The organism is Lysobacter antibioticus HS124 (assembly GCF_000336385.2).
Taxonomy (GTDB): Bacteria; Pseudomonadota; Gammaproteobacteria; order Xanthomonadales; family Xanthomonadaceae; genus Lysobacter; species Lysobacter firmicutimachus.
Window position 1 is genome coordinate 1 of the sequence record NZ_HG424466.1, and the last position, 13050, is coordinate 13050.

The window sequence follows — 13050 nt, forward strand, 5'->3', positions numbered from 1 at the left end:
GTACTGGGTCGACTGGGACGATCCGGCGCGCCCGCCGCAACCGTCCTTGAACCGGGTGAGCCTGTCCGCGCGCAGCGACGGCCACACCGAGGTGACGTTGGAGCTGGAATTCGCCAGCGCCGGCGAGCGCGAAGACGTGCAGACCCAGCAGGTGGTGCCGGGCTGGGGCGAGTGCTTCGAGCGCCTCGACGCCTATCTGGCCGAGCGCTGAGCGCGACGCGTCCGCGCGCCGGCTCGTACACTGGCCGCGGCCGCATCGCAATGCAGCGCCCGGCGGCTCGGGTGCGCGGCGTATGCATGCGGTCGCCCGACCGTCGTCCGGCCCGCGATCACGGAGGCTATCCCGCGCATGTCGTCTGCATCCGCTCCATCCGCTGCATCCGCTCCGCCCGGCGACGCCGCGCCGATCGTGTCGATCCGCGGCCTGGCCAAGACGTACGCCGGCGGTTTCCAGGCGCTCAAGCGGGTCGACCTGGACATCCGTCGCGGCGAAATCTTCGCCTTGCTGGGGCCCAACGGCGCCGGCAAGACGACGTTGATCAGCATCGTCTGCGGCATCGTCAACCCGAGCGAGGGGACGGTGCTCGCCGACGGCCACGATATCGTCCGCGATTACCGCGCCGCGCGCGCGACGATCGGGCTGGTGCCGCAGGAGCTGCACACCGACGCCTTCGAAACCGTGTGGGACACGGTCAAGTTCAGCCGCGGCCTGTTCGGCAAGGCGCCTGACGCGGCCTACTTGGAGCGCGTGCTGCGCGAGCTGTCGCTGTGGGACAAGCGCGGCGAGAAGATCATGGCCCTGTCCGGCGGCATGAAGCGGCGGGTGCTGATCGCCAAGGCGCTGTCGCACGAGCCGAGCATCCTGTTCCTCGACGAGCCCACCGCGGGCGTCGACGTCGAGTTGCGCCGCGAGATGTGGGCGATGGTGTCGCGGCTGCGCGCCAGCGGCGTCACCATCATCCTCACCACCCATTACATCGACGAGGCCGAAGAGATGGCCGACCGGGTGGGCGTCATCAACCGCGGCGAGATCGTGCTGGTCGAGGAAAAGCGCGCGCTGATGCGCAAGCTGGGCAAGAAGCAGCTGACCCTGCAACTGCAGGCGCCGTTGGCGGCGTTGCCGCCGTCGCTGGCCGAACCGGCGCTGGCCTTGTCGGCCGACGGCGGCGAGCTGACCTACACCTTCGACGCCCAGTCCGAGGAAACCGGGATCGCCGCGCTGTTGCGCCGGCTCGGCGAGCACGGCATCGATTTCAAGGACCTGCACACCACGCAGAGTTCGCTGGAGGAGATCTTCGTCAATCTGGTCAAGTCGCCGTCGGCGCAAGGCGCCTCCCGCGGCGACGCAGCGGAGGGCGCGGCATGAACTGGCACGCGATCCGGGCGATCTACTACTTCGAGATGCACCGCACCTTCCGCACCCTGATGCAGTCCATCGCCACCCCGGTGCTGTCGACCTCGCTGTACTTCATCGTGTTCGGTTCGGCGATCGGCTCGCGCATGGTCGAGATCGACGGCATCGGCTACGGCGCTTTCATCGTGCCGGGCCTGGTGATGATGGCCTTGCTGACCGAAAGCATTTCCAACGCCTCCTTCGGCATCTACCTGCCGAAGTGGTCGGGGACGATCTACGAGTTGCTGTCGGCGCCGGTGTCCTTCGTCGAAGCGGTGGCGGGCTACGTCGGCGCGGCGGCCACCAAGTCGGTGATCCTGGGCACGCTGATGCTGATCACGGCGCGGTTCTTCGTCGATTTCCAGATCGTGCATCCGCTGTGGATGACGGTTTTCCTGATCCTGACCGCGGTCACCTTCAGCCTGTTCGGCTTCATCATCGGGGTCTGGGCCGACGGCTTCGAGAAGCTGCAGATGATCCCGATGATGGTGGTGATGCCGCTGACCTTCCTGGGCGGCAGCTTCTACTCGATCGACATGCTGCCGCCGTTCTGGCGCTCGCTGTCGCTGTTCAATCCGGTGGTGTATCTGGTCAACGGTTTCCGTTGGAGCTTTTACGGCCAGTCGGATGTGGATATCCGGCTCAGCGTCGGCATGACGGCCGGGTTCCTGCTGCTGTGCCTGGCGACGGTGTGGTGGATCTTCCGCACGGGGTACAAGCTCAAGCGCTGAGGCGCGCCTCGCCCTTACCCCAGCCCCGCTCCCGTAAACGGAAGAGGGGCCTTGCCGTTGCTGAGAGGTCGGTCCTTCCCTGCGAGCGGGCCGGGGCGCAGGCGCGCACGGCGCCCAACCCTGCCGCACCCGCGCCGCGCGGAGTATGCTGCGCCGGTCCCGGCCCGGCCGCGCTGAGCGCAGTGCGGTCGTCGCGCCGGCCAGCGGGAGCCCGGGCGAATGACCGATCACCAGCAACTTCACCGTGGCCTCAGCGAGCGCCACATCCGATTGATGGCGCTCGGCGCGGCGATCGGCGTCGGCCTGTTCCTGGGCTCGGCCAATGCGATCAAGCTCGCCGGCCCCGGCATCCTGCTGGCCTACCTGCTCGGCGGCGCGGCGATCTTCATCATCATGCGCGCCCTCGGCGAGATGGCCGTGCACCACCCGGTCGCCGGCTCGTTCAGCCGCTACGCCCGCGATTATCTCGGCCCGCTGTCGGGCTATCTGACCGGCTGGAACTACTGGTTCCTGTGGCTGGTGACCTGCGTGGCCGAAATCACCGCGGTCGGCGTGTACATGCAGGTCTGGTTCCCGGGCTCGCCGCAGTGGGCCTGGGCGCTGGCGGCGCTGGTGGCGATGGGTTCGGTCAATCTGATCGCGGTCAAGGCCTACGGCGAGTTCGAGTTCTGGTTCGCGATGATCAAGGTGGTGACCATCGTGGTGATGATCCTGGCCGGGCTGGCGATGATCCTGTTCGGCTTCGGCAACCACGGCGTCGCCACCGGCATCAGCAACCTGTGGAGCCACGGCGGCTTCTTCCCCAACGGCGCGCAGGGCGTGCTGATGTCGCTGCAGATGGTGATGTTCGCCTACCTGGGCGTGGAGATGATCGGCCTGACCGCGGGCGAGGCGGCCAATCCGGCCAAGTCGATTCCGGATGCGATCAACTCGGTGTTCTGGCGGATCGTGATCTTCTACGTCGGCGCGCTGTTCGTGATCCTGTCGCTGTACCCCTGGAACGAGCTGGGCACCACCGGCAGCCCGTTCGTGATGACCTTCGAGCGCATGGGCATCCGCGAGGCGGCCGGCATCATCAACTTCGTGGTCCTGACCGCGGCGTTGTCGTCCTGCAACAGCGGCATCTTCAGCACCGGGCGCATGCTCTACAACCTGGCCCAGCAGCGGCAGGCGCCGGCGCTGTTCGCGCGGACCTCCGGCGGGGTGCCGCGCGCGGCGATCCTGGTCTCGGTGGCGGTGCTGCTGATCGGCGTGGCGCTGAACTACCTGGCGCCGGCCAAGGTGTTCGTGTGGGTGACCTCGATCGCCACCTTCGGCGCGATCTGGACCTGGGGCGTGATCCTGGTGGCGCACATGAAGTTCCGCGCCCGCCTCAGCGAGGCCGAGCGCGCCGCGCTGGCGTTCAAGGCGCCGATGTACCCGCTCGGTTCGTGGGTCGCGCTGGCTTTCCTGGCGCTGGTGATCGGGCTGATGGCCTACTTCCCCGACACCCGGGTGGCGCTGATCGTCGGCCCGGCGTTCCTGATCCTGCTGACGGTGCTGTTCTACGCGATGGGCTACCACCGCCGCGAAGCCCTGGCCTGAGCCGCGCCCGGCGGATTCGCCGCGAACGCCGTCCCGCCCGCGCGGGGCGGCGTTCGCGCTTATGACGCAGTCGGTTTTTCGTTGCCGGCCGGCACGGCACAATAGGCGTTCCGATCCGGGCCGCGCCGGGGAGCGCGCGGTCCTGACCTCATCGGACAATGCCCGGACCATGCCCGAACCACGCACCGACCTGACCGCGCTGCTGGCGCGCGCCCACACCGCCATCGCGCAAGCGCGCGATGTCGAAGCCGTGCGCTTGCTGCAACAGGTGCTCGAGCGCGATCCGGACAATCTGCACGCCGAGTACCTGCTGGCGATCCAGCACGCCCAGGTCGGCCTGTACGAGCGCGCCGAGCAGCGTCTGCGGGTGGTGCTGGGGCGGATGCCGGAGTTCGTCGTGGCCCGCTTCCAACTGGCGCAGCTGCTGCTGATGCGCGGCACCGGCGGCGAAGCGAGCCTGTGGTTGGCCCCGGTGCTGGACGCGCCGGCGCCGCTGGGCGATTACGCCCGCGCCCTGCATGTCGCCGCTGGCGGCGAAACCGCGCGCGCCTGCCGCCTGATCGAGGCCGCCCAGCGCCTGCCGCAACCGATTCCCGAACTGGCCGCCGACATGCGCCGCCTGCTGGCGCAATGGCGAACGGCCGCCGCCTGAGCGGGCCGGCGAACCCCGCTGCGGTCGCTTAAACCCGCAGATTCACCGCGATCGTCGCCACCGCAGCGACCCCGATCAGCACGAAGTGCATGGTCTGCAGATTGTCCTGGCGGATGTAGTAGGCGAACCAGCTGCCGCCGAGCAGCATCAGCAAGCTGGTGGCCATCAACGCGGTCAGCGCGAGCGTCGCCAACGCGACGGGCTCGGCGCTGGCGCCGGCGTATCCGAACGCCGCGGCCCACAGCAGCGCCGCGCTGACCGCTTCGGCGATCAACACCAGGGCGAACACCGCGCGGTGCCAGTGCGCCGCCTCGACCCGGCGTCGCTGCAGCGGGGTCTGGATCGCCGGGGCTTGGTCCAGCGGCGCCATGCGCATGATCTGGCCGATGGCGAACACGCCGTTGCGGAACGCGACGAGGTTGTTGAACGCGACCAGGCTCAACCAGGCGGCGAGGCCGGCGAGCAGGACGAACTTGAAGGCGATCAGGCTGAAAGCGGGGGACATGGCGGCTCCTGGAGTTCGGCGCGCCCGCGGTGGTGCGGGCGTTTGCTGATTCGACGATCCAGGACGGCGATTTTGGACATCGGCCGCCGAGAAAATCCGCGGCCGGAAATGCCGATTGCAGGCGTGCCGGCGGCAGGCGTGCCAGCGGCAGGCAGGCCAGTAGGAGGCATGCCAGCGGGTGGGGCGCCGGCCCCGCCCGCGAAGGCGGCGCAGCGGCCGCGATTACTCGGCGTCGGAAGCCGCGGTCAGGTAGTAGGCCTCGACCTGGCCCTTGTGTTTCATCGTCATCGGATTGCCGCGGCGATCGAGCGACTTGCCGACCGGCAGGCGCACCCAGCCTTCGCTGATGCAGTATTCCTCGACATTGGTCTTCTCCGCGCCGTTGAAGCGGATGCCGATGCCGCGTTCGAGCACGGCCGGGTCGTGGAACGGGCTGCGCGGGTCGTTGGAGAGGCGGTCGGGCGGGGTGTCGGTCATGCGAAAGGCTCGGTTCGGTTGGGCTTGCGGATGCTGCGGGCTGAGGATCAGCCGGACGGCGTGCCGGCACGGCCGGCGGCGGTCAGGATACGCGCGTGGCCGTCACCGGCCCAGTCCCGCGGTCGGGGAGGGAGGGGTAAGCTTCGTTTGCCCTCTGCGTCCCTGGCGATGTCGCGATGAATCCACTGTGGACTTACCTGCTGGGTGCCGGCCTGTTCGGCGCGGGCCTGTCCGCGGCTGGCCCGGCCGCCGTCGGCCCGACCGTTGCCGCGGCGGGGGCGGCGGCCGCGGAACAGGACGCCGTTCGGCCTGGCGCCGTGCCTGCGCAGCAGGGCGGCCGCTTCCGCGTCGCCGGTTTCGGCCGGGTCGCGTTCGAGCCGGATCTGTTCGGATTCGCCTTCGTCGTGGTCAGCGAAGCGGCCGAGCCGGGCGTGGCGCGGCTGCGGCACGAGCAGGCCGTGGCGCTGGCGCGCGATGCGATCGCGGCGCAGCGCGCCGAGCTGGACGAAACCGCGGCCGACGCGCCGGGCCTGCAGCGGCGCGACGACGCGCCGGCGACGCGTTATCGCTACCAGACCCGGTTCGCACTGCGCTTGCGCAGCCGCGAGGCCTTGATGCGTTTGCAGCAGCGTTTGGCCGAGCTGGGCATCGACGGGCTCGATCAGGTCCAGCCGCTGTCGCAGCGCCTGCCCGAGTACGCCAACCAGGCGCGCCGGCTGGCGCTGCAAGACGCGCAGCGCAAGGCCGAGACGCTGGCGGCCGCTGCGGGCTGGCGCCTGCTCGGGCCGGTCGCGGTGCGGATCGAAGACGACCGCCCGTGGTGGACGCCGCAACCGCCGACCGCACGTCAGTACGGCGCCCGCGCCTACAACTACGCTGCCGACGCACCCGTGCGCGGCAGCGAAACGACCGCGCAAGTCGAGGTCGAGTACGCCTACGCGCGCTAGCCGGCGCCGGGCGATGCGGCCGCCGGCACCGGCGCGTGTTGCCGTTTCGGTGCTGCGAACCCCTTGCCGCGCAATCGTCTGCGCCGCCCGAGAGCGGCGCGTGTAAATCCGTGCGCCGCGCCGACGCTGCATGCGCGGCACACGGCATGGCGATCCGGCCGGCCTTGGTGCAGGATCGGACCTCGCGCCGTTACGCCGGAACTTCTATGAACCTGCGATCCGTCCTGCTTGCCTGGAGTCTGACGATGAGTGTTGCCGCCACGCCCGCCGCCGCCGCCGCCCACGATCGTGCGACCGAGCTGCTGATCGGTTGCTATACCGGCCCGCAGTGTCGCGGCATCGCGCGCCATCGCTTCGATTCGGTCCAGGGGCGGATCGATCCGCAGCCCTTGGAAGTGATCGAAACCGACAATCCGTCCTGGCTTACGTTTTCCGCCGACGGCCGGCATTTGTTCGCGCTCAACGAGAACGGGCCGGCGTCGGCCGATCCGGTCGGTCGCGCCAGCAGTTACCTCCTGGCCCGCGGCAACGCGCGGTCGCAGCGCCTGTCGCAGGCCAATACGCTCGGCGACGAGCCCGCTCATGCGAGCGCCAGCGCCGATGGCAAGTACTTGTTCGTCGCCAATTACGCGGTCGCGGCCGCGCCCGGCGGCACGCTGGCGGTGCTGCCGGTCGACGGCGAAGGACGCTTGCAGCCGGCGGTGCAGGTGATGACCCATCTGGCCAGCGGTGCCGACCCCGAGCGACAGGCCTCGACCCACGTGCACGCGGCGGTGCCGACCCCGGACGGCCGCTATCTGCTCGCTGCCGATCTGGGGGCGGACAAGGTCTATGTCTATCGCTACGACCCGGCACGCAGCGCCGAGCGGCCGCTGCGCGCGGCGGAGACGCCGCATCTGGCGTTGCCGCCCGGCAGCGGGCCGCGCCATCTGTTGTTCGACGCTTCGGGGCGGCGCGCCTATCTGAGCCTGGAGATGAGCGGCGAGGTCGTCGTGCTGGAACGCGACGAGGATCGCTTGCGCATCGTGCAGACGCTGGCCCTGGACCCGGGCCGGCGCGAGGGCAATGCCGCCGCCGCGCTGCATTTGTCGGCCGACGGTCGTTTTCTGTATGCGAGCAATCGCGGCGAGGACAACCACATCGCCGTCTACGCGGTCGAGGCCGGCAGCGGCCGGCTCAGTCCGCTGCAACGCCGCAGCAGCGAAGGCCGCGGCCCGCGCGAATTCGCCCTGACGCCGGACGGGCGTCATCTGGTCGTGGCGAACCAGCACAGCGGTTCGCTGGTGGTGATCGCGCGCGACCCCGACAGCGGCCTGCTCGGCGCCACCTTGCAAACGCTGCCGGCGTTCGCGCCTTCGGACGTGAAGTTTGTGCCTTAGGGGGGGTTGGGGATTAGGGATTCGGGAGCGGGGAATGGGGCTGAGGGAGGTCGTTTTTGTGTTCCTCCCTTGGAAAAGAGGGGCTGGTAGGTGAGTTGCGTTGGAAGGCGTGTGTTTTTTGATGCGAAGCGCTTGCAACGACATCACGCTTTCAACATGCGATCCCAAATCCCAAATCCCAAATCCCAAATCCCAAATCCCAAATCCCACCCCAGTGCCAAAGTCTCGTTTCGACGCATCGACGGCGACGCAATGTGGCTCCGTTCGCGAAACGGGGCGTCCGGGGCTTGGTCGCTGCGCGTGCATCGCCGACACTGCCGGCCCCCAAGTCGCGAGCTCGGCATGCAGCGCCGCCCGCCGCCGGGGAGCGACCGGCGCTCGTCGTCTTCCGCCCGGCCTTCCATCGTTGCCACCGTCGCGCCGGTCCGTCCGGGCCGTCGCGACGTGCCGCTGATGAGCGGCGTTGAGTCGCCGTCCGTCGGTTCCGCGCCGGTCGGCGCCGCTGCGCGCGTGGTCGCGGCGCTGCTGGCGTTGGTCTGCGCCAGCACCGCGCTGTGGGGCACGGCCAATCTGCTCGTCACCGCCGTGACCGGTGTGGTGCGCCAGCGCCGCGCTGCGTTCGCGTTCGCCGAACAGCCGCTGCGCTTCGTCCTGGAAGTCGGCGCGCAGGCGCTGGTGTCGTTGCTGTGCGCGGGGATCGCCTGCGCCGCGGTGCGCATCGCGCTCGGTCGCGATGGGCGCCGGGTTTCGCCCGCGGCGGCGCGACGGCGGTGGCGGCGTCCCCGCTTTGCGATCCTGGGCCGGCGCGCCCGCAAGGCCCGCCGCGCGCGCTAGCGATGCGCACGTTGCGTCCGCGCGCCGCGTGCGGGGCGGGCGCCGATGTCGATCGTCAGCGCGGATACGACCAGGCCCGGCATGGCCGGGCCTGGCTGCGCCGCGCATGCCGCTGGCCGACGTCCGTCAGCCGGCGTCCTTGAGCCGGATCGTGCCCGGTACCGCGCGGTTGCCCTGCTCGAACACCATCGCCAGCAGGTCCTCGGGGATCTGGCTGGTATGGAAGTCGTTGCTCAACACCGCGAACACTTCGTCCGAGGTCTTGGCCACGGCCAGGTGCTCGGCGACGTTGGTGTTCCACGGCGTGACCCGGCCCGAATCCAGGTCGGCCAGATGCTCCTTGCCGCCGACCGAGCCGACGTGGGCGCGGCTGCGGTCGCGCAGCTCCATCAGTTCGGCGCTGGTGAACTCCAGTTGCACGTGCTGTTCGCCGTCGAAGTCCTTGTTGACCTGGTCGGGCCGGTAGGCGGCGTTGAGGTAGGAGGTGAGGATCGGGTTGAAATCGCTCAGCACGATCTTCCACTCGGTCTTGCTGTCGATCGGCTTGCCGTCGCGACCGACTTGGAACTGCACGTCGCTGGTCATGCCGTCGGCCGAGGTGTAGGTGTTCTGCTGATCGATCGTGCCGTCCTGCCAGACGTTGCGGGTGATGGTCAGCTGGCTGTTGCCGCCGGCCTGCCACGACAGCGGGCCCAGGTCGATGCCCAGGCGGGTGGCGTGTTCGGCGTTGAGCACCTCGCTGGTGCCCGAACGCTGCACGCCGGGCGGGTTCCAGTCCGGCACGCGGCCGCCGTTCATGAAGTTCTGGTAAGCCTGCTGGCCTTCCGGCGTGGCCAGGTCGATGCGCGCGGTGCTCAGCGAGCGGTTTTCCATGCTGGTGTCGACGCTGAGCCCGATCGCCGCAGTGCCGGCGCGGCCGAGGCCGAAGAAGGTCGCGTTCTCCACGGTCTGGATCGGGCCGGCATACACCTCGACCACCGAGCCTTCTAGCTTGCGCACGCCGAAGCCGGCGCCGTCGAGTTCGGTGTGGTTGCCGGCCAGGGTGAAGGCCTTGTAGTTCACCGCGAAATCCGAGCCCTGCAGGTCCTGGCCGCGCATCAGCACCGAGGTGCCGGTGGGCATGTTGAGCGGGTCCAGCGGGTTGGGCATGCCGCTCATGTCGCCGCCGGCGAGCTTGGTCCCCTGTTGCGTGGTCACCGTGGCTTCGTAGCTCAGGCGAGTGCCTTCGAACTCGGTGTAGTGGCCGGAAATCGGCAGGCCCTTGACCACGTTCTTCAGCAGCGGCGAGCCTTCGATCAGCTCCTTGGCCTCGGGCGACACCTGGCGCAGCAAGGTCGCGGCCCGGTAGAGCTTGTTCAGCGGCGTCTTGCCGACGTCGACGCCGGCCTCGCTCTGCAACTGCACCGAGGTCTTGAACTGCTGGGTTTCCTGGAAGTCGACGCCGGTCTGCACGTCGGACAGCTCGACCTTGCCTTCGAAGCTGAAGCCCGCTTCGGCGCGCACCGGAATGAACGACGGCGTGCCGATGCCGCCGAGCGGCGCGTTGTAGGTGACCTGGGTGCCGGGGTTGATCGCATAGGCGAGCAGGTCCTGCGGCATCGCGCCGAGCAGTTCGTAACCGGCCGCGATCTGCTGCGGAGTCGGGTTCGGCGGCAGCTCGACGCCGAAGTTCTTCAGCGCAGTGCGCGCGGTATCGATCGGCAGGTTGGTGACCGCTTCGGGATTGGTCCGGGTCGAAGGATCGTTGCGCAGGTAGGCCGGCACTTCGGTCGGCTTGTCGGTGGCCTCGCCGACGATGCGCTTGAGTTCCTTGACGTAGGGGTTGTCGTTGAACGCGTCGCGCGCCTCGCCGTATTCGTAGCTCGCGGTGGCGCCGTTGAGGCCGCTGTCGCGGTAGTCCTCCCACTTCGGCTCGAAGCGGTCCAGCGCCGCCTGCGCTTCCTCGCGCCGGGTGGTGGTGAACTGGGTCACTCGCGGCTGGTAGATCGACTGGTACACCGGCGCGGGCATGCCGTTGAGGTCGTCGGTCTTGGGCAAGGGCAGGTCGTTGATCGAGGCCACCGCCTGCTCCGGCGTCTTCGCCTCGGCCGGCTTCAGCGCCGGCGGCGTCTCGGCGCCGGGCGCGCTGGCCGGCGCCGCGGGCTCGCTCTGCACGGCCTCCTGGCGCGCGACCGAGTCGCGGATCGCCTGCTGGTCTTCCGGCGGCAGGCGATTGAACGTCTGCCAGCTGACGCCGCCGATTCCTCCACTCATGTCTTTCTCCCCAAGTCGCTACGGCAACGGATGTGCCTAAACCGCGACACGCTATCCAATGTCACAAATCGGCAACATTAGGGTTTACCCCAGGTGCGCCGGCGGTGGCGCACGACGCGTTCGCGCATTTCGCCGGGGCGCGCTTGCGGCGCTGCATCGCGTCCATACCGCCAAGGCGGTCGGCGTTCTGCCGCCTTCCGCCGCCGCGCTCAATTCACGAGTGATCGCAGTCGCGGAACGCGACTTTGCTACCGCACGACCCATCGCGCAGCACTTGCCGGTCAGGCAAATGCAGTACAAGGGCGGCGCGGGAATTTTTAATTCTCTTGGGGATAAATATCATGAACGAATATTCCGGTGTCCGTTCCGCTGCCGTGCGGCACCCGCTCCGCTCCACCCTCGTCCTGGCCATGGCCGGCCTGATCGCGGCCGTGGCCGCGCCGGTCCTGGCCCAGTCGCGGCCGCCGGCCGCGGCCGAAGACCGCGCCCTGGCGCAACGCCTGCAGGTCGAAGAATCCCTGGCGCGGGTCGACCGCGCCCTGTACGCGAACTACTTCCGCCAAGCCTATGCGCGCTATCCCTCGATTCCGCGCGGCACCCTGGAGTCGGTGGCCTATGTGATGAGCCGCTGGCAGCACCTGCAGCCGGAGGCGGCCGGCTACGGCGAGCAGCACCAGCACATGCCGCGGTCCTACGGCGTGATGGGTCTGTACCGAGGCGAAGGCTTCGCCGATCAAGTCGGCGAGGGCGCGCGCCTGCTCGGCGTGCCGGCCGCGCGCGTGCAGCGCGACCCGTCGACCAACATCCTCGCCGCGGCCGCGCTGATCGACCGCGAGCTGCGCGCCGACGGCCTGCGCGCCGATGCGCCGGTCGAGGCCACCCGCGCGGCGCTGGAACGCTACGCCGGCTTCGCCCGCAGCGGCGCCGCGGCCAAGAGCGCGATCCAGGACCATGCGCGTTCCAGCTTCGCCTTCGACGTGCTGCTGGCGCAGGACAAGGGCGTCAACGATCGCGGCATCGTCGTGCCGGCGCGCGCGGTCGCCTGGGAGCGCGCCTTCGACGCGCGCAAGTTGGTCCAGCTGCGCGCGCCGTTCGTGCGCCTGGACGTGGCCAACGACAAAGTCGAGGCAGTGGGCGCTGCCGCATCGGGCTATGCGATCGACCCGCGCAGCGAAACCCTGACCGCGCCGGCGGCGGCCAACTTCGATACCAAGAGCACCGACTACGGCCCGGCGCTGTGGGTGGCCTCGCCCTATCACTCCACCCGCACGTCCTACGATTCGGTCACCATCCACACGATGCAGGGCTATTACGCCGGCAGCATCTCCTGGTTCCAGAACAATCCCAACAGCGTCAGCGCGCACTACCTGATCCGCAGCTCCGACGGCCAGATCACCCAGATGGTGCGCGAGAGCCGCGCCGCCCACCATGTGGGCGTGCACAACAAGACCACCCTGGGCATCGAGCACGAAGGCTTCATCAACAACGCCAGCTGGTACACCGCGGCGATGTACAACGCCTCGGCCGCGCTGACCCGGCATTTCTGCGCGACCTACAGCGCGATCAGCTGCGCCAGCGCCTACAAGGGCCCGGCCGGCAGCGGCATCAACGTGCTGCCGGCCAGCGTGAAGGTGAAGGGCCATCAGCATTACAGCAGCCAGACCCACACCGACCCGGGCATCAACTGGGATTGGGCGCGTTACTACAACCTGCTCAATCCGGGCAGCGGCACCGGCAACGTGATCGACAGCTTCGAGAGCTCGGTCGGCCACTTCGACACCGCGCCGGCGTATTCGGGCAGCACCACCGGCATCTCCTCGGCCTCGCTGGCCGAGCGCAACTGCACCACGCGCAAGAACGGCGAATGCTCGCTGCGGGTGCTGCTGAAGGACGACACTGCGACCGCGTCGGACTGGGCGGTGCGCCTGCTCTCGGCCAGCGGCACGCCGGCCAGCAACGCCGCGCTCAACCGCGCCAACGGCAAGGTCGGGTTCTGGGTCTACACCGGCGCCACCGGCCTGAGCGCGGCGCTCGGCGTCGACGACAGCGACGGCACCGAGCGTTCGGTCGGTCGCGCGATTCCGGCCAATGCCTGGACTTACCTGGAGTGGCGCCTGGACGACGCCGCGCAATGGGACGCCTGGGTCGGCGGCGCCGACGGCGCGATCACCGCCTCGACGGTGAAGCTGGATGCGGTGTGGTTCTACCGCGACCAGACCGCGTACGACGTCAACGTCTATCTGGACGACGTCCAGGTCAAGTACTGATCGGCGCGTCGCGCAGGCCGGCTTCCCG

General features: G+C 69.2%; 12 protein-coding genes. 9 read left to right on the forward strand and 3 right to left on the reverse strand.

Features of this window, described 5'->3' with window-relative positions; genetic code table 11:
- The 5 genes from TX83_RS05960 to TX83_RS05980 all read left to right on the forward strand — a co-directional run.
- Positions 1–211 (forward strand): SRPBCC domain-containing protein (locus tag TX83_RS05960; protein WP_141233386.1); only part of this gene is annotated, 211 nt, incomplete at its 5' end.
- A 138-nt stretch (positions 212–349) separates the two neighbouring features.
- The gene (locus TX83_RS05965) at positions 350–1366 is read left to right on the forward strand and encodes an ABC transporter ATP-binding protein (RefSeq protein WP_064747022.1); all 1017 of its coding nucleotides are present in this window, start codon (positions 350–352) and stop codon (positions 1364–1366) included.
- Positions 1363–2124 (forward strand): ABC transporter permease, encoded by a 762-nt coding sequence (locus TX83_RS05970; RefSeq protein ID WP_064747023.1) that lies wholly within the window; start codon positions 1363–1365, stop codon positions 2122–2124. The genes TX83_RS05965 and TX83_RS05970 overlap by 4 nt, the downstream gene beginning before the upstream one ends.
- Positions 2125–2343: 219 nt before the next feature.
- A complete protein-coding gene (locus TX83_RS05975) occupies positions 2344–3708 on the forward strand; it encodes an amino acid permease (RefSeq protein ID WP_064747024.1) in 1365 nt (454 codons plus the stop codon).
- Positions 3709–3877: 169 nt separating this feature from the next.
- A complete protein-coding gene (locus TX83_RS05980; protein ID WP_064747025.1) occupies positions 3878–4360 on the forward strand; it encodes a tetratricopeptide repeat protein in 483 nt (160 codons plus the stop codon).
- A gap of 28 nt (positions 4361–4388) precedes the next feature.
- Here TX83_RS05980 and TX83_RS05985 read toward each other — a convergent pair whose 3' ends face one another.
- On the reverse strand, positions 4389–4865 hold the full coding sequence (locus TX83_RS05985) for a DUF2165 family protein (RefSeq protein ID WP_064747026.1): 477 nt from the start codon (positions 4863–4865) through the stop codon (positions 4389–4391).
- A gap of 222 nt (positions 4866–5087) precedes the next feature.
- Positions 5088–5342, reverse strand: coding sequence for a DUF3297 family protein (locus TX83_RS05990; protein ID WP_064747027.1), 255 nt, complete (start codon positions 5340–5342; stop codon positions 5088–5090).
- A 176-nt stretch (positions 5343–5518) separates the two neighbouring features.
- Between TX83_RS05990 and TX83_RS05995 the strand changes: the two genes are divergently transcribed.
- The 3 genes from TX83_RS05995 to TX83_RS06005 all read left to right on the forward strand — a co-directional run bounded on the left by TX83_RS05995 (position 5519) and on the right by TX83_RS06005 (position 8502).
- Positions 5519–6289, forward strand: a complete 771-nt coding sequence (locus TX83_RS05995) for an SIMPL domain-containing protein (RefSeq protein ID WP_064747028.1) — start codon at positions 5519–5521, stop codon at positions 6287–6289.
- Between the two features lie 245 nt (positions 6290–6534).
- A complete protein-coding gene (locus TX83_RS06000; RefSeq protein WP_261370034.1) occupies positions 6535–7668 on the forward strand; it encodes a lactonase family protein in 1134 nt (377 codons plus the stop codon).
- A gap of 342 nt (positions 7669–8010) precedes the next feature.
- Positions 8011–8502, forward strand: a complete 492-nt coding sequence (locus tag TX83_RS06005; RefSeq protein ID WP_064747030.1) for a hypothetical protein — start codon at positions 8011–8013, stop codon at positions 8500–8502.
- Between the two features lie 126 nt (positions 8503–8628).
- On the opposite strand, the gene TX83_RS06010 is transcribed toward TX83_RS06005, so the two are convergent.
- Positions 8629–10755, reverse strand: coding sequence for a hypothetical protein (locus tag TX83_RS06010; protein WP_064747031.1), 2127 nt, complete (start codon positions 10753–10755; stop codon positions 8629–8631).
- Between the two features lie 341 nt (positions 10756–11096).
- Here TX83_RS06010 and TX83_RS23640 point away from each other — a divergent pair, with 341 nt between their 5' ends.
- Complete coding sequence (locus TX83_RS23640) at positions 11097–13022, forward strand: N-acetylmuramoyl-L-alanine amidase (RefSeq protein WP_064747032.1); 1926 nt, start codon at positions 11097–11099, stop codon at positions 13020–13022.
- Positions 13023–13050 lie beyond the last annotated feature (28 nt).